Below are 21,379 nucleotides of genomic sequence, written 5' to 3'. Positions count from 1 at the left end.
GATGCAGCGGTTTTGGAGAAGGGATTTTTTTTATGAAAAAAGTAATTGTGAATATGTTATCAAGGGAAAAAAGATATGGTGTTGTGGAGGATGGAAAGCTTGTTAAGCTTGAAATATTTCCGCCGCACCAGGCAAGCCTCGTCGGGAATGTTTATGCAGGCAAAGCTGTGAAAATCCTTCCCGGAATGGAAGCGGCTTTCATTGATTTTGGCGGAGAGAGAAATGGTTTTCTTCATCGTGATGACCTGCCCTCCTACCAGGCTGCTAAAAGAGCGGGAGAAGCGGAAGGATCAATCAGCCGCTACATCACACAGGGAGAAAGGCTTATGGTGCAGGTGACCCGTGATGAAACCGGGTTGAAGGGCGCGAAGTTAACAGCATTGATTGAGCTTTCTGCAGATTCTCTTGTGTATATGCATGGCATTGATTATGTCGGGGTTTCAAAAAAATTCACCGACCATCAAAAGCAGCTTCATTGGAGGGAAACGGCCTCAGCATGGAAGGGACAACATGAAGGCCTGATCATCAGGACCTCAATGGAAAATCAAACTGAGGAAGCGTTCAAGCATTTGCTCGGCTCTCTCCGCGGAAAATTCCAGGAGCTCAAAAAGCGTGCAGACTCAGCGAAATCTCCTGGGCTGATACACCGTCATGACACATTTCTTGAAAATGTTGCCGGTGAGCTTTCCTCCGTTGTGCCCGGAGAAATTGCTATCGATGATTTTGAAGGATATAAATCGATTGAAAGCTGGGTGAAGACGCAGGGAAGCCAGTGGAAACTATTTTATGAAACAGGGACAAAGAATATCTTTTCACAGCATGGCATTGAAGCCCAGGCAGAAAAGGCACTGAAAAAAATGGTATGGCTCGATAACGGAGGCTCACTTATTTTTGAAGAAACAGAGGCGTTTACTGTCATTGATGTGAATAGCGGGAAAAACACCGGAAAAGGCGAAAAGGAACAGACGATTTTCGAAACAAACATGAGTGCGGCTAAGGAAATTGCCCGCCAGCTGAGGCTCCGGAATATAGGCGGGATTATTCTCATTGACTTCATTAATATGAAGGAGCATAAAAATCGGGCGCTGGTTGCTGGTGCTGTAAAAGAAGCAGCATCAAGAGATGAAAGACGTGTTCAGGTCATTGGCTTCACTGAGCTTGGCATTCTTCAGCTGACCCGCAAGAGGACATCTCCTTCATTGATAGAGAAAACACAGTCACCATGCCCGGTGTGCGCCGGCACCGGAAAAGTCGACAGTGCAGAAACGGCAGCTTTCCGCCTTGAGCGGGAGCTGTTTGAGCATCGTAAGCGGGATGAAGAAGCAGTCTGGATTGAAGCGAACAGCGCAGTTTCAGAGGCACTGCTAGGGGAATGGGAAGCGCACAGGGACGTTTTGGAAGGAGCCATCGGCAAAAAGCTGCTGTTTTCCATTACTGAAGGCGGACAAAATCATTATCATATTAAACGATTCGGGAGCATGAAAGAATTACAAGAAGCAATGCACAAAAGCTATTGACATAAACCTTAAATATATGATAGGATTTTAATGTTATGTTTGTAGCACCCGTGCTACAACCGCACAGATCAGGTTGATAAGTTTTTGCAGCAATGCAGAACGCCTGTGATTGGCGAGTCTGAGTTATATAAGGAGGTGCAGGTATGTACGCAATTATCGAAACTGGCGGTAAACAAATTAAAGTAGCAGCTGGCGAAACAGTTTACATTGAAAAATTAGACGTTGAAGCAGGCGAAACTGTTACATTTGACAAGGTTTTATTCGTAGGCGGTGAAGACGTGAAGGTAGGTTCTCCATTAGTGGCAGGAGCTACTGTAACTGGCAAAGTTGAAAAACACGGTCGCCAAAAGAAAATCATCGTTTTCAAATACAAAGCGAAGAAAAACAACCGTAAAAAACAAGGTCATCGTCAGCCATACACAAAGGTTGTTATTGATGCAATCAATGCATAAGGCTAGACTTATATGATTAAAGTTACAATCGATGCTCCGCAGGAACGGATTGTTTCGTTCACTTTAAGCGGACATGCTGATTATGCGAAAAAAGGTTCTGATATTGTTTGTGCAGGCGCATCCGCGGTTTCCTTTGGAGCCGTGAATGCCATTATGTCCCTTACGGATGTAAAGCCTGAGATTGAGCAGGGCGGAAAAGGCGGCTACCTTCGATGCGGGATTCCTGAGAATATCTCAGAAGAATCGCAGGAAAAAGTTCAGCTTCTCCTGAACGCCATGCTGATATCGCTCCAGACGATCGAAAGTGATTATGGCAAATACATTAAAATCATCCTTAACAAGTAGGAGGTGGAACATATGTTAAGATTAGATCTTCAGTTCTTCGCTTCCAAAAAGGGAGTAGGTTCTACAAAGAACGGCCGTGATTCAATCTCTAAGCGTCTTGGCGCTAAGCGTGCAGACGGTCAGTTCGTAACTGGCGGTTCTATCCTTTATCGTCAGCGCGGTACTAAAATCTACGCAGGCGAGAATGTTGGACGCGGTGGAGATGACACTCTTTTTGCAAAAGTTGACGGTGTTGTACGTTTCGAACGTTACGGCCGTGACCGCAAAAAAGTAAGTGTATACCCGGCAGCACAAGAAGCATAATTCGGCATCTTTTAATAGAGGCTGGCTCATAAGGGTCTGACTCCTTCTATTGGACATGGTACGGCACCATTCGTAATGGCTGCGGTATTATGGGGAAGGAGTCAGGCCCTTTATATATTTCTGTTATGATAAAACAGCACAATGCTCTGCCATCGTCCAAAGAATGAATCCCCGGGATCTGTTTTTTGGACGGTGGAGCTTATGGACAATAGGGCAGGGATTTTCTCCTATTCCTGCAGCTGGCTTTTTTGGTATACTTAAGGAAATCGAAGTGATCCAGGATCCCGTTACTATTCACCACAAGTCAGAGCAGTGAGGATTTGTTTTTTATTATAATTACAGGAGCTATAGAATGGAAAAAAATTGGACGACAGTGGAGATTTTGGGCCATTCAAGACATGATTGGCTAAATAAGATCCAGCTGATAAAAGGAAATCTCGAATTAAATAAAACCGAACGTGTGAAAGCAATTATAGACGAAATCATTATAGATGCACAGCATGAGGCGAGGCTTTCCAATTTGAAAATGTCCAGGTTTGGCGAACTTCTGATGACTGCCAACTGGGGCAGCAGGCCGTTTCGCCTGGAATTCGAAGTTATTGAGCTGTTAAAGGGCTGCGCGCCGCTCGATGGCACGATGCACCACTGGACAAGCCAATTATTTTCTGTCCTGGATGCTGCACTGGATATGTTTGGAGAAAATGTTTTGTCTGTTTCCATTTTTGAAAATATGGCGGGGTATATCCGATTTTCCTTTGAACTGCAGGGTATGCTAAAAGATGAATCGCAGCTTCAGGAATTTTTAAACAAGCCAATAGATGACCATACTAGTGTGGAGATTGAAGAAATCACAGACAGCGAATGGGTTTTTTCTGTTGAACTTAAGTGTGATAAATAGATGAACGTACAGCATTGATGTACATAAAGAAAACAAGGAAGTGATTACATGTTTGTCGATCAGGTCAAGATATTTGTAAAAGGTGGAGACGGCGGAAACGGAATCGTTTCTTACCGCCGTGAAAAATATGTTCCGCTGGGCGGTCCTGCAGGCGGGGATGGCGGTAACGGCGCCGATGTTATTTTTGAAGTGGAGGAAGGCTTGAGAACGCTCATGGATTTCCGCTATCAGCGCCACTTTAAGGCACCAAGAGGCGAGCACGGAATGTCCAAGAACCAGCACGGGAAAAATGCCTCTGACATGATAGTAAAAGTTCCTCCGGGCACAGTTGTCATCGATGAAGAAACGAAGGAAGTCATCGCAGACTTAGTTGAGCACGGACAGCAGGCTGTCATAGCTAAAGGAGGCCGCGGGGGGAGGGGCAACTCACGCTTTGCCACTGCGAACAACCCTGCACCTGAAATTGCTGAAAACGGTGAGCCGGGTCAGGAAAAAAATATTGTCCTGGAACTGAAGCTTCTTGCTGATGCCGGCCTTGTCGGATTTCCCAGCGTAGGAAAATCCACATTGCTTTCTGTTGTTTCTGCTGCAAGGCCGAAAATTGCCGAGTACCACTTTACAACGATCGTTCCTAACCTTGGAATGGTGGAAACAGAAGACGGACGCAGTTATGTAATGGCCGATCTTCCCGGGCTTATCGAAGGGGCATCAGAGGGAGTGGGTCTTGGCCATCAGTTCCTCCGCCACATTGAAAGAACACGTGTCATCATTCATGTTATTGATATGAGCGGACTTGAAGGACGCGATCCTTATGAAGATTATTTAACCATCAATAAAGAGCTCAGTGAATATAACCTTCGCTTGACAGAGCGTCCGCAGATAATCGCTGCAAGCAAGATGGATATGCCTGATTCCAAGGAGAACCTGAAAATCTTCAAGGAAAAGCTGCAGGAGGATTTCCCTATATTCGAAATTTCTTCAGTGACCAGGTCCGGCATCCGTGAATTAGTATTTGCTGTGGCAGATAAAATTGAAGAAACGCCAGAGTTTCCTTTGGATCATGAAGAAGAAGAAACAGGCATTCACCGTGTTATTTATAAACATGTAAATTCACAGGATGAATTTGATATCACCCGTGATCCGGATGGCAGCTTTGTTGTCTCAGGGTTCAAAATCGAGCGTTTATTCAAGATGACCGATTTCACAAGAGATGAGTCGATCAGGCGTTTTGCCCGCCAAATCCGTTCATTTGGCGTAGATGAGGCATTGCGCAAAAAAGGTGCAAAAGACGGCGATATCGTCCGAATCCTTGAATACGAATTTGAATTCGTGGATTAATGATTTTTGTGTCCGGGGCTTTTACCGGATATGATGCAGGATAAGCGGGGTGCGCGGATTGAAAGGTACGGATAAGAAATTTTTCCTGGTTCGTGAGGATGTACTTCCGGAAGCAATGAAAAAAACACTGGATGCCAAAGAAATGATTGAACGCGGCAAGGCAGAATCCGTCTGGGAAGCTGTACAGCGGGTGGACTTGAGCAGAAGCGCGTATTACAAATACCGCGATACTGTATTTCCCTTCCACACAGTTGTCAAGGAAAAGCTGATTACGCTTTTCTTTTACCTGGAAGACCGTTCAGGCACGCTTTCCCAGCTGCTCGGCGCAGTGGCACAGTCAGGCTGCAATATTATGACCATTCACCAGACCATTCCTCTGCAAGGGCGGGCAAATGTTACACTTTCCCTTAATACAAACGGCATCAGGATTGAAATTGAGGAGCTCCTGTCAAAGCTCCGCAAGCTGGACTTTGTTGAAAAAGTGGATATATTGGGGACTGGTGCATGAAAACGGCCCGCAGATCTTTATGGTCTGCGGGGCTTTTATATAGATTTTTAAAAGTTTACATTCTGTAATAGCTGAAATAACATTTTAATTGGTTTAGAATTTCAGAAAATCCAAAGAGAACTAAGCATTTATTAATGACTAGAAGGAATATTCACATACATAATTTGTAAAACATGATACATTTAAGTTATCTGGTCTTAATGGTATAAACATGTTTTTTTTCAATTAATAGAGCAGGTAAATTAAAGTGCGGAGGAGTACAAGATGAATTTAGGCAACCCAATAGCAAGTGGAAATACTGCGGAAATTTATCTTACCGACAACAAAATAGTGAAAATTTTTAATGATTTTTTGCCAGATACAGAAGCTATAAAAGAAGCAAACAAGCAAAAATATGCATATTCCTGCGGACTTCCTGTACCTGAAATATTTGAAGTAACCAAGGTAAACGGGAAGCAAGCAATTATAATGGAATATACCAAAGGAGAAACATTAGGGGATTTACTTTTCAAAGATAAAGAACAAGCAGAATATTATTTGGATATTTCTGTCGATACGCAAATTGAAATTCATAGCATAATTCCTGATGCAATTGAATTAATGAATGATAAATTACACCGTCAAATTGAAGAAGCTCCTATCTTAAATGAAAGGCAAAAATCATATTTGCTCAAAGAATTGAAATCAATTACTTATACTAATAGGCTATGTCATGGTGACTTTCATCTATTTAATTTGATTAAAACAGATTATCGGGTTGCAGTCATAGATTGGGTTGATTCGAGTTCAGGAGATATACGGGCTGATGTATATCGGACTTTTCTTTTATATTCACATTTTTCATCAGAATTAGCTGACATGTATTTGCGGCTGTATTGTAAAAAGAGTGGATTGCTATGCTCTGAGATTTTTCAATGGGCACCAATCATTGCTGGGGCAAGATTATCTGAGCATGTTTCAACTGAGAATTCAGAACGACTTCTGAAGATCATAAATACCTTCCTGAAGGTGTAAGATGGAAGAAGTAGAAGAACTCGAAGAACTTCAGTGATATCCTGAGGTTTTTATAAATTGGTCCATTTAAAAGTAAGCTATGTTAATGGATACTGTTAATTTTTAATATTAAGGAAATGGGACTACATAATTGTTGGAGTTCCCTCTTTTAATTAGGCTGTTTTCGTAAAAATTTGTTGCTATTGAACAAGGGGTTGATTTTCGCTCCAGGATGCTCGCTTTCCGTGGGGCGGGCGGTGAGCCTCACAAGCAATGCTTGCGGGGTCTCACCTTCCCGCTAATCCCACAGGAGTCTCGCACCTTACACTCCAATCAACCCGGTTTAACAACAGGATTGCTTCACAGAACAATTAAAAAACAACAATCTTTAAAAAAAGAGCCTTTAATTAATACCCATATTTGTTTAACACCTATAATCTCTATAAAGGTATCAATGATGAAGTGATTAGCTCTTGGCTTTCTATAACGATTGCAGTTAAACCTGTATCTGTTTTGGTTTCGTGCCATTCGTCTTTATCCCAGAATACTGCTTCGCCACTGTGAACTTTGAGGTATTCATCGGTTTCACCTCTAACCCAGCCTTCACCGCTTACAATTAAAAGAAGCTGAGGAACATCAGCTTGATGATAACCAATTAACCCATTCGCATCTAAGTGCATACAACCTATATGTGCTGCTTTCTCTATATGCGTAATACGTGACAATACAAAATTCGAGTCGAATTTTGTGATTTTCTTCCCTACCTCTTTGTTAAATTGATATATTTTCATATAATCCCCCCAACACCGACTACTTTCCCACCATTTTTGGTTGAGAACAGGCAGCTTTACGTTATTAGAATGGCAATGAGAAATATATTGTAGAACAAGTGTTCTTATTAATCCGATATCAATAGAGTTATTTAATACAGCGGTGCCCCCATTTGTATCCAATATTTTGGGATAGAGGGCCTCTTTTACATGATTAACTGGATTTCATCTTTAAAACTCTTGAATTCAGCAAGAAAATAGCATAGTATAAACAGTAAATTTTTCCGTGAAGTGAGGAGTCAGCCATGTTGTACAAGATTGCTTTTCTGGGACCTAAAGCTACGTTCACGGATATTGCCGTATCAAGCTTATTTCCTGAAGATACAAAAATGCCGATGAGCACGATCCCGGATTGCCTGGATGCTGTGCAGGACGGAACAGCCGATTTAGCGGTAGTTCCGATTGAAAATGCCCTCGAGGGCTCAGTTAACATTACCATTGATTACTTAGTGCATGAGGTGAACTTGCCGGTGAAGGGCGAGATGATTATCCCGATTGAACAGCACTATATGGTGCACCCCAATCATAATTATGAGGGATTTGTTCCAGATGCGGTTTACTCTCATCCTCATGCTCTCGCCCAGTGCCATAAGTTTCTTCATCAAGAATTAAAAGGTGTCCAGCAGGCTGCCACAACTTCAACTGCACAGGCGGCACAGATGGTCAAAGAAAATCCCGAAATGAAAATAGCGGCGATTGCCAATGAAATGGCTGCACAAGAATATGGCCTGGCGATTGCGGGAAAAAACATTCACGATTATAAGCATAACCATACAAAGTTTGTCGTGGTTTCAAAAAAGGATATTGATTATAAAGGCCGTTTGGCAGCCTTTACTGGCAATAAAACGACTTTAATCATCACAATGCCTGAGGACCACTCCGGAGCGCTGCATCAGGTTTTGTCTGCTTTTGCCTGGAGGAAGCTGAACCTGTCTAAAATCGAATCACGCCCGATGAAAACAGGATTGGGCAATTACTTCTTTATCATCGATATTGAAGAGAAAATGGATGATGTCCTTATTCCCGGCGCGATGTCAGAATTGTCAGCCCTTGGGTGCCATGTTGAACTGCTTGGCAGCTATCCGAGCTTTAAAGCGGAAGCGCAGGCTGAGCTGGAGAATGTGAAAACTAAATAAACATATAGAAAAAGATCCGGAACATTCTTAAACGGTTCTCCTTTGGGAGAGAAACAATAAAATAATAATTATAATAATTATAAGACAGACCAAATAGCAGTTTATTGGTTTGTCTTTTTTATTGCTGCCCAAAGATTAGCCAGGACTTGATTAATCAAAACATATTGGCCGGCCTATGTCTTAATAGAACATGGGCGGTGCCACTAATCCCTATTTCTAGCAGGCTGCTTTTTATATGCATCGGAAGAAGTGGAGGATTATTCAGTAATAATATAGCCTGCTAAAAAAGTCTGATATAATAAACAATAAATTTTTAAAATTAGGTGGCGGCGCTATGTTTGCTGAAATAAATAATCAAGAAATAAGTTCGACTATCACCAAGTTGTTTCAATCCTTTCCTGTTAGGGTTGAAGTAGTGTTGCAGGATGATGACCAAAAGTCACTGCCGCTAAAGTGTCCGATCATTAGTAAAATCAAGAAAAACGGTATAGATGTATTCATTCGAAATAAAGCAGAGCAAAGTTCGTGTGAATTATGTTCTGTGAAAAATGAATGCGTGGCTGAAACCGCCATTATTAAGCCCATAACCAAGAACAAAAAAGTAATAGGGGTTTTGCTGGTTACTCCCCTGGATGGACAGGCAGGCAGGATGAATAAGAACTTCGAAAATATTGAAACCCAGCTTGACTTTTGCTGTGAATGGATCAGCAATAAAATTGAAAATGATGATTTGAAAAAGGAAAATGCCTTGGTTTTGGAAGAAATGATGGGACTGTTTTCTTTTATTCAAGAACCCATTTTAATCGTTGGGCTTGATGGAACGATTCATAGCTTGAGCAATAATGTCAGCAAGGAGTTTAACAAAAGCAAGACGGTTTTACTGGGCGAAAACATCAACGAAATAATGTCTGCTTCAGATTGGCTGAAAATAAAGAATGTCAAAAACCAACAGGATTTTAAAATATCTATTCCTTCTTTAAAAAGCAAACAAGCAGAATATATAGTGAAAGTTAAACCTCTTATAGCAAATGGAGAAATCGTTTTATTTCTTATCAAGCTGGCCTCCATCCAGGATTCAAAAAAGAAAATGACTGAACAAAGAGTCCTCTACACGTTTAAAGATGTGAAAGGAACGAGCGACTCCATTCAAGCGGTTGTTGACATGGCTAGACGTGTGGCACCCAGCGATACTTCCATTTTACTAAGAGGCGAGAGCGGGACTGGAAAGGAAGTTTTCGCACAAGCGATCCATCAGGAAAGCAATCGAACAGATGGTTCTTTCATTGCATTGAATTGTGCTGCCATTCCTGAATCTTTGTTGGAAAGCGAGCTTTTTGGACATGTTAAAGGAGCTTTTACTGGTTCAGGTGGAGACAAACCAGGCAGATTTGAAATGGCCAATGGCGGGACAATCTTTCTTGATGAAATTGGAGACCTGTCCCTCCATTTACAGGCAAAACTGCTGAGGGTTGTCCAGGAGCGGAAAATTGAGCGGGTTGGAGATACGAAAAGCACTCCCGTTGATGTCCGGATTATAACTGCCACACATCGTAATCTTGAAGAGCTTGTAGCAAAGGGCGAATTCAGAGAGGATCTATACTACCGGCTAAATGTCATTCCCATAACGATTCCGCCATTAAGAGAAAGAAGAGAGGATATTCCGCTCCTCGTTGAACATTTTTTGAAAAAATTCTCCAGGGAGCTATTTCGCTCACTGAAGAGACTTTCTAATGATGTATATGAAATCCTCCTTAGTTATCAATGGCCAGGGAATATCAGAGAACTTCAGAATGTAGTCCATCATTTTGTCCAATTAGAGATTGGTGACCTGGTAACAGTGGAAAGCCTGCCCAAATATTTAAGAGATTTATATGTTCATGGCACAAAAATTAAACAAGTTGATAGCCATGCAGTTTCAGGTAAAAGGAATACCCATGTGGAAGAAAAAGATTTGATCATTGAATTATTGAATCAGTATGGCCGGGATACTCCCAGTAAAAAGAAGGTTGCGAAACACATGAATATCAGCTTGCCTACCTTATATAGAAGAATTAGCAAATACAATATTAAATAATAAACAGTAGCTGATAAAAACTGAGAAAATATGAAGAAAAATGAGAAAGCATGAGAAAAGATATGATTACCAGTGCTTACCGGCCATTTTTGGCTTTATCATTATTTAAAAATTCTCAAAATTCTTGTAAATCGAATCCTGATAATCCATCAACCACAGACTTGAGGGTATTTCTTTTTTTTGGCACACTTCTTGCATTATAAAAAGAAAGGGGCAACAATCTATGTCATGGCAAATTAAAAAGCAGGATATACCACTATTGGCAATGGGAGCAAAAATCTTATCTTGTGGCGGAGGCGGTGATACCAAGACGATACAGAGTTTATTAATGTCAATCATGACGAATGAGGACTCAATAACCGTAAAGTCCATTACTGATATTGAGGACGATTGGATTGTAGGAGTCGGCATTATGGGTTCTACCATTTTATATGATGAAAACATCCCCAGCGGCCAAGAGGGAGTCAGAGTCCTTGATGTTTATGAATCGACCAGTCAAACAAAAGTAGATGCACTTATCCCTGTAGAAATTGGCGGAGTGAATGCCCTGACTCCTTTAGTAACTGCGGTCATGAAAAAGTTGCCTGTTGTAGACGGAGATGGAATGGGAAGGGCTTTTCCGGAGATATCTATGACAACCTTTCATCTCTCGGATATTCCTTTATTACCATTCGTCCTGCAAACACATGATGAAAGCACGATAATTGATGGTTTGGAGGATATTGATAACATAGCAGAATTGGCAAAAGATTTTATGGTGAGAAATGGAGGGTATGCCCATTTCCTTTGTTACGCTGCTAATGGAAGAAAAATGAAAACATCTATGGTCCCTGGATCATTAAATTTAATTCATCGGTTAGGAACTGCCATCAAAAAAGATACACAAATAAGCCGGAAAATTGAAGAGATGTACAGGGTTTTCGAAAACTCAATTTATGGTAAACCTCTAGAAATCATCAGTGGTGTGGTTTCTGAGGTTAATCGATGGTTTGAAAAAGGATCATTAATTGGAAGGCTCGTAATAGAGGGGCGGTCAGTTTTTTCAAATAAAAGAATTGAAATAGAATTCAAGAATGAGTTTATTTCTATAAAAGAGGATCAGTATATTTGTACAACGCCTGATCTCATCCTTGTTTTGAATGAGGAAAATTTATTCCCATACAATGTTTCCGAGATCCAGGCGGGTCATTCCGTCATTATTTTCGCGCTGCCAGCTCCATCCATTCTTCGAACAAAAGAAATGCTTGAGCTCGTGGGTCCAGAAAACTTTGATTTAACCATATCCTATAAACCTCTGCCAGGAGAATTAGATCATGAAACTGGGAATTGATGTGGGAGGAACAAATACAGATGCTGTGATTGTCAGGAATGATGGCAAACTTCTTTCCTGGTCGAAGCACTTAACAACGAATGATATTATTTCTGGAATTGAGTCGGCTGCGAAAGAAGTGTTAAAAGAAGCAAACATCCCGTCAGACCAAATAAAAGGTATTTTCTTAGGTACAACTCATGTGCTTAACGCATTATATCACCCTGTCAATCTTTCTAAAACGGCGCTTATCCGTATCACGAAAAAGCCTTCGTTAATTGAACCAGCTTTACAATGGCCCGAAAACTTAAAGAAATATATTTCAAAGGTTTATCACTTTAAAAGTTCTTATGATTACACAGGCAAAATAAAAGAGCAATTAACGCCAAATCCAAATGAATTCGAGCAGTTATACCAAGATATAAAAAAATACGGTATTGAGTCAATCTGTCTTGTGGGAGCATATTCCCCGTTATATGAAAGTGAAGAACGGGAAATTCGCGACCGCATTAAAGCTTCTTTTCCTGAGATACCTATCACAATGTCTCATGAAATCGGAAGTACCGGATTCATAGAAAGAGAAAATGCCACACTTTTAAATGCAATAATATCCAAGGTGATCCGCCAAGCAATGATTGATTTATCGACATTATTTAAGAAACTAGCATTAGAATGTCCATGTTGGTTAACTCAAAATGATGGCTCACTTATGGAAATCCAGGAAGCGATTGATTACCCCATTTTAACAATTGGGTCCGGGGTCACCAACAGTATCAGAGGAGCCAGTATCTTGAGCGGATTGGACCGCTGTATCGTCGTCGATGTCGGTGGAAGTACGATTGATATTGGAAAGTTTCAGAACGGCCGGCCTGAAGTTTCTATAGGTTCGACATCTATTTTGGATATAGATGTAAATATGCGGGTACCGAAAATGTATTCCCTTCCTTATGGAGGAGGCAGTCTCATTTCTATCGAAGAAGAATCAGTCCAAATAAAAGAAACGATTGCCAGCGATATTGAACAGCAGGGGATATCATGGGGCGGTGACACTTGGACATTAACCGATTCTTTCCTTAAAGTTTATCCAGATTCCTTTTCAGATGAAAAAATAACACTAAAGGGATTAGATAACGTGTCAGAGGATGACTGTCAAAAAGTGATTAAAACAGTAACGGGTGAAATCAAAAAAAAGATATCCAGACTCCAGCTGAGTAATGAAGCCCTTCCGGTTGTTTTAGTTGGCGGAGGAAGTTCATTACTTGTGAATAGGTTATTTGGAAAATACCAAAAAGTTTACCATCCCGCTGGCTTTCATATTTGCAATGCAGTTGGCGCCTGTTTCGCACCTCTTAGTGCCCAGGTGGATAAAGTGTTCTGGCTGGGAGACAAGACGAAACAGGAAGTAATCGATGAGGAAAGGGAACAACTGGTTCAACAGCTTCTTCTAAAAGGAGCAAAAAGAGAGAGCATTGAGATGGTATCTATAGAAGAGTTCCCCTTTGATTATATGAAAGGAGAGGTTTTGAGAATCCGTTTGAAGGCTTTAGGAGAATTGGAGTTTATTCCTGATGCAGGTGATAGGGTCGATTAATTTTTTCACGAGATAAGTATTTGGAAAATTACACAAATTAAAAGGAGTGAAAGTAAATGAAAATCAAAGTAATCATGCCAATCACATCAGATATTTTTAATGAGGAAATTCTGGAAGAAGTTAAATATTATGCATCTGAAACAACTGAGGTTGGAGTGACCAGCCTTGATTATGGGCCTGCATCTGTTGAAAGCGAATATGATGAAGCACTGTGTGTACCTAATTTTCTGGAAAAAGCTAAGGAGGCTGAGGAAGACGGATACGACGGTATCATCAGTGACTGCTTCGGTGACCCTGGAGTAAAGCCGGCAAGAGAAATTCTGGACATTCCGGTTGTTGGTGCTTGTGAATCCTCGATGCTGTTCGCAAGCTCATTGGCTAAATCATTTTCTGTCGTGACAGTGCTGCCGAATGTAGTCCCTATGATTGAAAACATTAGCAAAACATTAGGGGTCAACGGTAATTTAGCTTCCGTCCGATATGTAAATATTCCTGTATTGGAAGTTCACGATAAGGATCGGTTAAAAAGAGAATTGTACGAGGAAATGATCAAAGCAATCGAGCAAGATGGCGCCCACGCATTAGTATTAGGCTGTACAGGATTCATGGGTGTTGCAGCAGAACTTCAGAAACGCCTAAAACAAAACGGGTTTGATGTTCCGGTCATTGACCCAGTATTCGCGGCAACTCGACTGTTGGAAAGCTTGATCACAATGGGAGTAAAACAAAGCCGTCTGACATACATGACGCCACCCTCAAAACAGAGAATAAAAGCATAATTGGGATTGAAAATACACAACAAGTACACTCCTGTAAAAATAATTAACAGAACGTTCCGAATACTGATCGGGGATTATGGCGTGGCTTTCCATGAATAGGGCAAAATCCTTTTTTATTAAAACCACAGTCAGGGGAGTAAATAATAAATTAAAGGAGTTGGATTTATGGAAGATACAAAGAAATTAGGAGACGATTACTCGCTGTCCAGGGTTCCGAAATCAGCACGATTGCCAATGTGGGACATCATGCTTGTTCGGGTAGGAGCTCTTGCCACCTTGTCTCAATTTATGCTGGGTGCTGCATTAGGATACGGTATGACTTTCTGGCAGGCGTTTTGGGCCATGTTCCTTGGAAGTGTTATTTTACAGGGTATCAGTTTTCTTATCGGTTATGCGGGAGCACGTGAAGGTCTTTCTACGAGTTTATTATCGCGGTGGACTGGATTCGGCCGATATGGCTCCACTATTATCGGCATAGTTATTGCCATTTGTACGATAGGCTGGTTTGGGGTGCAAAATTCAGTCTTTGCCAATGGATTAGTCCAGGCAACCGGCGGTAAATTGATTCTTCCCGTTTCCGCTGCGATAACTGGCATGGGCGTAACGGTATTGGTTATCTTTGGATTCAAGCTGTTAAGCATGACAGCGAAAATTGCCGTTCCTGCCTTTCTATTGGTAGTAGGATTCGGAATCTATCAAGTTCTAAGTGATTATTCGGTTATGAGTTTAATAGGAACTCCACCTCCAGGAGAGGCGCTTTCACTTGGAGTAGGTGCAACAATGGTGGCCGGAGGGTTCATGATTGGTGCAGTCATCACTCCTGATTTCAGTCGGTTTGCACGAAACGGGAAAGATGTTTTTTGGATGACCACGATTGGTACCATAGTCGGTGAGATGGGTGTCGGCATGGTTGCTGTGTTGATGGCCCATGCTGCAAAAACGAATGATGTTGTCAGTATCATGCTGCAAACATCCGGTTGGCTTGGAGCAGCTGTAGTTGTTTTTTCAACAATTAAAATCAATAACCTGAATTTATACTCTTCTTCTTTAGGTTTTACGAATATCATAGATTCGTTATTCAAGGTCAAAGTGAATCGTGCAATTGTGACCCTTGTGATCGGGGTAATCGGAACAGTTCTATCCATCATGGGGATTCTTGATCGGTTTGTCGGCTTCCTTGTTTTACTGGGAATTATGATTCCGCCAATTGCAGGGATCATGGTGGTTGATTACTTCGTGTTAAAAACGTATCGGAAAGCACTTGATGAAAGCAGGGAGAAAGGAACCTTGCCGGCAGAGCCTGAAAAAATAAATCCAATTACATTAGTGGCTTGGGCGACAGGTTTTGGAGGCGGTTATTTTATTTCAGTTGGCATCCCATCCATCAATTCACTTTTAATAAGCGGTATCGTCTATTACGTTGGTGTGTTAACGGTGAAAGCATTTCAGGGTAAAAAAGAGCTAAAGGGAAAAGTTGCATAATAAACTTACGTATTATTGGAGGTTTTTAAATAATGAGAAAATTGGGCAAACAGGAAATCGAAGATATCGCGGTTGGCGCGGCCTTACTTGGTACTGGAGGCGGAGGAGACCCATACATCGGCAAGTTAATGGCATTGCAGGCGATTGAAGAATATGGGGAAATCACCTTGCTGGATGTGGATGAAGTGCCAGATGACGCTTTAGTTGTGCCTTCTGCAATGATGGGAGCACCGACTGTCATGCTTGAAAAAGCCCCAAGCGGTGAGGAAGCAGCAGCTGCTTTCAAAAACCTTGAAGCTTATTTAGGAAAAAAGATCTTCGCAACGATGCCAATTGAGGCGGGTGGACTCAATTCAATGCTTCCATTGGCCCTTGCCGCAAAATTAGGTTTACCTGTTGTCGATGTAGATGGAATGGGCAGAGCGTTCCCGGAATTGCAAATGGTCACTTTCTATTTGGATGGTGTCGCCGCTACACCTATGGTCCTTGCTGATGAAAAAGGGAACACTTCGCTTCTGTCAACAATCAATAATGTTTGGACAGAGAGGATTGCCCGCGCAGCTACAATTGAAATGGGCGGTTCAGCGATGATTGCCATCTATCCTATGACAGGCAAGATTGTAAAGGAAAGCGGAATTAGCAATATCTTAAAGCTGGAAGAAGAAATCGGCAAAGCCATCAGGCTTGCAAAGCAAAACAATGCAGATCCGATCAAAGAAGTTCTCAAAAAGGCAGTAGGGTTTGAATTGTTCCGGGGCAAAGTCAGTGATATTAACCGGAAAACTGAAACCGGTTTTGCAAGAGGAGTCGCGACATTCGAGGGAATCAATGAATATAAGGGTGAAACCCTCGAGGTCCGTTTCCAGAATGAGCATTTGCTTGCTCAGACCGAGCAGCGGCTCCTTTGCGTCACTCCTGATTTAATTGCTGTGCTTGACGCGGAAACTGGCTTGCCAATTACAACAGAAGGTATCAGATATGGCGCTAGATGCGTCGTAATTGGAATGCCTTGCCATCCAAAGTGGAGAACGGAAAAGGGCATTGAAGTAGTTGGTCCTAAATACTTTGGCTACGATGTTGACTATATTCCTGTAGAAGAACTTGCGAAAAAAGGAGTGACAAACTAATGGGCGTATATCGTATTGGAATTGACGTAGGAGGAACCCATACAGACGCGGTCCTATTGGATCAGAACAATAAGGTGATATCGGAAACAAAATCACCGACCACTGAAGATGTAGCATCAGGCATTTATGCAGCCATGAAAAAAATAATCAGCGATGCGAATGTTCCTCGTGAACAAATCAAATATGCTATGCTTGGGACCACCCATTGCACAAACGCCATCGTTGAGAGGAAAAGATTGAATAAAATTGCAGCGATTCGCATTGGCGCCCCAGCTACATTGGCCGTCAAACCACTGATTGGTGTACCGGACGACCTCCGTGCGGCACTTGGAAAGTATGTATATCTTATTCGGGGAGGGCATGAATTCGATGGGCGGGAAATTGTCTCTTTAGATGAAGAGCATTTATATCAAATCGCCGAAGAAATCAAAGGGGAAGTGGATTCTATCGCCATCACTTCAGTCTTTTCTCCTGTATCACAAAAACATGAACAGAGGGCAAGTGAAATACTGAAAGAAATACTTGGGGACGGCGTTTCTGTTTCTTTATCATCAGAGATCGGTTCGGTAGGATTGCTGGAAAGAGAAAATGCGACGATCCTCAATGCTGCTGTTGTTAAGGTCGCTAAAACTGCAGCGGACGGATTCATCAATGCACTGAAGAACGAAGGGATTGAGGCGAGAGTCTTCTTCGGACAAAACGATGGAACATTAATGTCGGTAGAATATGCGGTTAAATACCCCATTTTTACGATTGCCTGCGGACCAACGAATTCTTTGCGGGGAGCATCTTATTTAACTGATTTCTCCGATGCGATTGTGGTGGACGTTGGCGGAACAACTTCTGATATTGGCGTACTCGTTCAATCGTTCCCAAGGGAATCCTCATTGGCAGTAGAGATAGGCGGAGCGCGGACCAATTTTCGGATGCCCGACCTTATTTCCATCGGCCTTGGGGGAGGAACAATCATTCGCATCCAGGATAATGGCGAATTCACGGTTGGACCAGACAGTGTCGGGTACCGCCTGCCGGAAAAAAGCCTGATTTTTGGAGGAGACACTTTAACTACAACTGATGTTGCAGTAGCCCTTGGAAAAGTCAATCTTGGTGATCCTTTAAAAGTGGCGCATCTTGATAAGGAATTATTAAATCGAGTCTATGATAAAATGGTAGAACTCGTCGAAGAAGCGATTGATAAAATGAAAACCAGCTCAACACCTGTACCGGTCATTCTCGTTGGCGGCGGCAGCATTTTGCTGCCAGAAGATTTAAAAGGAGCTTCAGAGGTCATTCGCCCTCAACATTCAGGAGTGGCAAATGCCATCGGGGCGGCGATCGCCCAGGTTAGCGGACAAATTGAAAAGGTCTATGCCCTAGCAGAAATCAGCCGGGAAAAGGCGCTTGAGCATGCAAAGGAAAAAGCGATGTCAGAAGCGATTAATGCTGGTGCAGATCCCGATAGCCTGGTTATTGTCGATATAGAGGATGTTCCGCTTGCCTACATGCCAGGAAACGCGACGCGTATTCGTGTCAAAGCAGCAGGTGATTTAGCACAAGTTGAAATGAATGAACTGGTGTAGTACAAACTGGATAAGGAAAGCGACCTGTTAAACCACGGCAAATCATCTCTACCCGGAAAGTCGCTCTTTGACTTTTTGGGAGGAGGTTATTTGATCTTGAGGGGCTGGGCGCTGGAGCTAGGCAGTTATCGTTAATATAAAAAAGCTCTAGTCCAATCTAGAGCTTTTTCTAATACTGATTATTATCAAATATTGGAGGAAAAGAATATGAGTATAGAAACATACATAGAGGAAATCAAAAATAAAACATTGATCATTGATGCCCACTTTGATCTTTTGATGGATGTCGCTATCCAAAGGGAAAAAGGCAGAAGGAAGGTGATTGAAACAGATTACTGGCCGCGTTTTAATGAAGGCGGGGTCAATATCATTATCACGGCCATTTTTATCGACAGCGGATTTTTACCCGAGATGGGCCTGCGAAAAGCGCTCAATCAGGTTAGTGCATTGTACGAAGAAGTACAGGAGTCCCCGGATAAATTGATGATTTGCAAAAATAGAGACGATATGATTCTGGCACAGCAATCAGGGAAAATTGGTTTCTTATTATCCCTTGAAGGAGCGGAACCAATTGGAACTGATTTAAGCTTATTAAGAGTGTTCTATGAATTGGGTGTCCGAAACCTTGGCTTGGTTTGGAGCAGAAGAAACGCGGTGGGAGATGGCAGCCATTTCAGTCCGATAGACGAAGGGACAAAGGGTGGAATAACCCACTTTGGAGTGAAGGTAATTGAAGAGGCAGAAAAACTTGGAATGATGATTGATGTTTCCCATTTGAATGATGAAGGATTTTGGGATGTGATCAAAATGTCAAAAAAGCCGATCATTGCATCACACTCGAATTCACGGGTTCTTTCGAATACGATGCGTAATTTAACCGATGAGCAGATGAAAGCTATTGCATCAAAAGGCGGTGTGATTGGAGTCAATGCGGTAAGCATCATTGTTGCAGCGGAAGACGAAAATAGTACGTTGGAACAATTTATTAAGCACATTGACCATATAGTTCAGTTAATTGGGATTAATCATGTTGGGATCGGGCTCGATTTGTGCGATGATTTCTTCAAATATATGGACGCAGACGATTTAGCCAGAATGCCGCGAAAACCCTTTGATGTAATAGACGGCCATCAAAGCTTGCCGAAATTAATAGAAGGCTTGATAAATAGGGGCTATAAGGAAGAAGAGCTGCAAAAAATAATAGGAGGCAATTTTTTAAGAATCTTTTAAAAACTAGTGCCTGACCCCCCCTTTAGAATGCTAAGGGAGTCAGGCAATCCAGCTCCAGCGCCTAGCCTCTCGAGGTCATAAGTGAATTGAAGGCAAAGAGCACCTTCTATTCTTACGCGTCTTATGCTGGTCGAGGCTTTCAAGGCGCTTGCGCTTTTTAGGTGATCAATAGGCCTTCTTTTTTTAGTGTTTCCTCGGCTTCGTCCAGAAGTTCTTCTGAGGATGCGGTGAGGGTGTGAAGGTGGATTCCTTCTGTGAGCTGTGATAAAAAGGCGGCTCCGGTATCTTTGATCTGCTGCATGAATTGCCGGACTTCCTTGCGGTTGCTGACCATGATGGAAGCAGTGAGGTCGCCGTATACCGGGTGCTCAATTTTGACGTCTTTTACGATAATGCCAAGGTCCACAAGCATGTTGAGTTCTTCCTCTGTACGCTCGGGGCCATGCTGGCAGGCGACAGTCCTCTCGCATTGCTGTGTTTCGCCTGCCTGAAAATACAGATAGCCTTGGCTTGTTGCGATGATAGGTTCGTTTTTAGCTTTAAGCAATGTAATGTCTCCAACGATGACTTGCCTGCTCACATTGCTGATTCGGGAAAGCTCTGTTCCGGTGATGGGCTTTTTGCTTGATCTCAAGATTTCGAGAAGATGGCTGCGCCTCTCTTCACCTAGTAGTTTCTTTTTTTCCAATATGTAACCTCTCCTTATATATGGAGTTATTTTACCATACATGGATTAAGAAGCCTTCCTATAAGCTTATCGGTTATTGATAATAGCGCAGAGGTGCTGGCAGATTCCTGAAATATGGTTTTCTGTTGTATTTTTTCCCATTGAGATACGAATTAAACTTTTTGCTTCTTCATTGCTTTTTCCGATTGCCTTCATGGTCCTTGAAGGCTCCTGCTTGCCGATCTGGCAGGCGCTGCCGGTTGAAACGGCATAACCTCTGCTGTTGAGCTCAAGCATGACATATTGTCCCTGATGCCGAGGGAAAGTCACTCCAATGATGTGCGGAAGCTGGTGATCCGGCGATTCGATGATTTCATGGGGAACTCCCATTTGCAGAAGCTCCTGCTTGAATTGTTCCCTGAGCGCAGAGATCCGGACGAATTCATCCTCCCGCGTTGTTTCGATTAATGCAGCAGCAGCTGCGAATGAAGCGGCAGCCGGCACATTGACCGTGCCTGTCCTGAACCCCATTTCATGGCTTACATCCGGGATAGCCGGCTTCAGTTTGTGTATGGCTGGAAAGAGAAGGGCTCCGGTTCCCTTTGGGCCATATATTTTATGAGCGGAAATGGACAGGCTGTCACAGGCAAGGACGGCTTCCTCCAAATTCAGCTTGCCGAAGGATTGGACACAATCACCGTGCAAGAAGATGTCCCGGTTGCCGATGGCTGTTTTAATGGCCGCTAAGTCCTGTACACATCCTATTTCAGAATTCACGTGACCGCAAATAACGAGAAATGTTTTATCCTTTATGCTTTCCTGAAGATGTGCAAGGGAGATCCTTCCGTCAGGGCTGTGCTTTAAATAGGTTATTTCATAGCCTTCTCCATTAAGCTTTTTTAAGTAGTTCGATAGGGAGGAATGCTCGGTGCTGCTTGCGATAATATGATTCTTTTTTGTCATGGATGTATAAGTTTGCAATGCGAGCATATTGCTTTCAGAGCCGCCGCTTGTAAAGATGACTCCTTCTTTTGCAATTCCTGCTGTTTCTGCAAGCTGTTTCCGTGACAGCTCAAGCAGCTCTTTGGCAGAAGAGCCCGCGTCATGAAGACTGCTTGAATTTGCGTAAAACCTTCGTGAAGCTTCTATAAAAACCTCCAGCGCTTCTTCGGCGATTGGCGCGGCTGCGGCATAATCGAAATAAATCAAAGCCCTTCACA

20 protein-coding genes and 1 other annotated feature are annotated in these 21,379 nt (G+C 42.5%); of the genes, 17 read left to right on the top strand and 3 right to left on the bottom strand.

The window, feature by feature from the left end; genetic code table 11:
• Positions 1–32 precede the first annotated feature (32 nt).
• The 8 genes from BM126_RS11250 (at position 33) to BM126_RS11215 (ending at position 6,375) form a co-directional block, all read left to right on the top strand.
• Positions 33–1,517, top strand: a complete 1,485-nt coding sequence (locus BM126_RS11250) for an Rne/Rng family ribonuclease (protein ID WP_090989600.1) — start codon at positions 33–35, stop codon at positions 1,515–1,517.
• Between the two features lie 47 nt (positions 1,518–1,564).
• Positions 1,565–1,647, top strand: a sequence feature (ribosomal protein L21 leader region).
• 13 nt (positions 1,648–1,660) lie between these two features.
• Entirely contained in the window at positions 1,661–1,969 is a 309-nt protein-coding gene (gene rplU / locus BM126_RS11245; RefSeq protein ID WP_071350056.1) for a 50S ribosomal protein L21, read from the top strand.
• A gap of 12 nt (positions 1,970–1,981) precedes the next feature.
• Positions 1,982–2,314 (top strand): ribosomal-processing cysteine protease Prp, encoded by a 333-nt coding sequence (locus BM126_RS11240; protein ID WP_090989599.1) that lies wholly within the window; start codon positions 1,982–1,984, stop codon positions 2,312–2,314.
• Positions 2,315–2,326: 12 nt separating this feature from the next.
• Complete coding sequence (rpmA, locus tag BM126_RS11235; protein ID WP_071350054.1) at positions 2,327–2,617, top strand: 50S ribosomal protein L27; 291 nt, start codon at positions 2,327–2,329, stop codon at positions 2,615–2,617.
• A gap of 352 nt (positions 2,618–2,969) precedes the next feature.
• Positions 2,970–3,515, top strand: coding sequence for a Spo0B C-terminal domain-containing protein (locus BM126_RS11230; RefSeq protein WP_090989598.1), 546 nt, complete (start codon positions 2,970–2,972; stop codon positions 3,513–3,515).
• A 48-nt stretch (positions 3,516–3,563) separates the two neighbouring features.
• Entirely contained in the window at positions 3,564–4,853 is a 1,290-nt protein-coding gene (gene obgE, locus BM126_RS11225; RefSeq protein ID WP_090989597.1) for a GTPase ObgE, read from the top strand.
• 58 nt (positions 4,854–4,911) lie between these two features.
• On the top strand, positions 4,912–5,361 hold the full coding sequence (locus BM126_RS11220) for an ACT domain-containing protein (RefSeq protein WP_090989845.1): 450 nt from the start codon (positions 4,912–4,914) through the stop codon (positions 5,359–5,361).
• 264 nt (positions 5,362–5,625) lie between these two features.
• Positions 5,626–6,375: a phosphotransferase family protein gene (locus tag BM126_RS11215; protein WP_090989596.1), complete on the top strand. Its 750-nt coding sequence runs from the start codon at positions 5,626–5,628 to the stop codon at positions 6,373–6,375.
• A 419-nt stretch (positions 6,376–6,794) separates the two neighbouring features.
• On the opposite strand, the gene BM126_RS11210 is transcribed toward BM126_RS11215, so the two are convergent.
• On the bottom strand, positions 6,795–7,145 hold the full coding sequence (locus BM126_RS11210) for a cupin domain-containing protein (protein ID WP_090989595.1): 351 nt from the start codon (positions 7,143–7,145) through the stop codon (positions 6,795–6,797).
• A 287-nt stretch (positions 7,146–7,432) separates the two neighbouring features.
• Here BM126_RS11210 and pheA point away from each other — a divergent pair, with 287 nt between their 5' ends.
• The 9 genes from pheA (at position 7,433) to BM126_RS11165 (ending at position 19,492) form a co-directional block, all read left to right on the top strand.
• A complete protein-coding gene (pheA, locus tag BM126_RS11205) occupies positions 7,433–8,320 on the top strand; it encodes a prephenate dehydratase (RefSeq protein WP_256213065.1) in 888 nt (295 codons plus the stop codon).
• A 334-nt stretch (positions 8,321–8,654) separates the two neighbouring features.
• Positions 8,655–10,394, top strand: a complete 1,740-nt coding sequence (locus BM126_RS11200; RefSeq protein WP_090989593.1) for a sigma-54 interaction domain-containing protein — start codon at positions 8,655–8,657, stop codon at positions 10,392–10,394.
• Positions 10,395–10,617: 223 nt separating this feature from the next.
• A complete protein-coding gene (locus tag BM126_RS11195) occupies positions 10,618–11,724 on the top strand; it encodes a DUF917 domain-containing protein (protein ID WP_090989592.1) in 1,107 nt (368 codons plus the stop codon).
• A complete protein-coding gene (locus BM126_RS11190) occupies positions 11,708–13,294 on the top strand; it encodes a hydantoinase/oxoprolinase family protein (protein ID WP_090989591.1) in 1,587 nt (528 codons plus the stop codon). The genes BM126_RS11195 and BM126_RS11190 overlap by 17 nt, the downstream gene beginning before the upstream one ends.
• Positions 13,295–13,350: 56 nt before the next feature.
• Complete coding sequence (locus BM126_RS11185; protein WP_090989590.1) at positions 13,351–14,073, top strand: aspartate/glutamate racemase family protein; 723 nt, start codon at positions 13,351–13,353, stop codon at positions 14,071–14,073.
• A 165-nt stretch (positions 14,074–14,238) separates the two neighbouring features.
• Complete coding sequence (locus BM126_RS11180) at positions 14,239–15,555, top strand: purine-cytosine permease family protein (protein WP_090989589.1); 1,317 nt, start codon at positions 14,239–14,241, stop codon at positions 15,553–15,555.
• A gap of 32 nt (positions 15,556–15,587) precedes the next feature.
• Positions 15,588–16,682 (top strand): DUF917 domain-containing protein, encoded by a 1,095-nt coding sequence (locus tag BM126_RS11175; RefSeq protein WP_090989588.1) that lies wholly within the window; start codon positions 15,588–15,590, stop codon positions 16,680–16,682.
• A complete protein-coding gene (locus BM126_RS11170) occupies positions 16,682–18,262 on the top strand; it encodes a hydantoinase/oxoprolinase N-terminal domain-containing protein (protein WP_090989587.1) in 1,581 nt (526 codons plus the stop codon). The genes BM126_RS11175 and BM126_RS11170 overlap by 1 nt, the downstream gene beginning before the upstream one ends.
• A gap of 207 nt (positions 18,263–18,469) precedes the next feature.
• Entirely contained in the window at positions 18,470–19,492 is a 1,023-nt protein-coding gene (locus tag BM126_RS11165) for a dipeptidase (protein WP_090989586.1), read from the top strand.
• Positions 19,493–19,649: 157 nt separating this feature from the next.
• On the opposite strand, the gene BM126_RS11160 is transcribed toward BM126_RS11165, so the two are convergent.
• Together BM126_RS11160 and BM126_RS11155 are read right to left on the bottom strand one after the other, a co-directional pair.
• A complete protein-coding gene (locus BM126_RS11160) occupies positions 19,650–20,183 on the bottom strand; it encodes a transcription repressor NadR (RefSeq protein ID WP_090989844.1) in 534 nt (177 codons plus the stop codon).
• A gap of 63 nt (positions 20,184–20,246) precedes the next feature.
• Complete coding sequence (locus BM126_RS11155; RefSeq protein WP_090989585.1) at positions 20,247–21,368, bottom strand: IscS subfamily cysteine desulfurase; 1,122 nt, start codon at positions 21,366–21,368, stop codon at positions 20,247–20,249.
• Between the last annotated feature and the right edge of the window lie 11 nt (positions 21,369–21,379).

This window comes from Bacillus sp. OV322 (assembly GCF_900112495.1).
GTDB lineage: Bacteria > Bacillota > Bacilli > Bacillales > DSM-1321 > Peribacillus.
The sequence above is the reverse complement of the archived record's forward strand: the minus strand, read 5'-3'. Positions and strand labels throughout refer to the sequence as shown.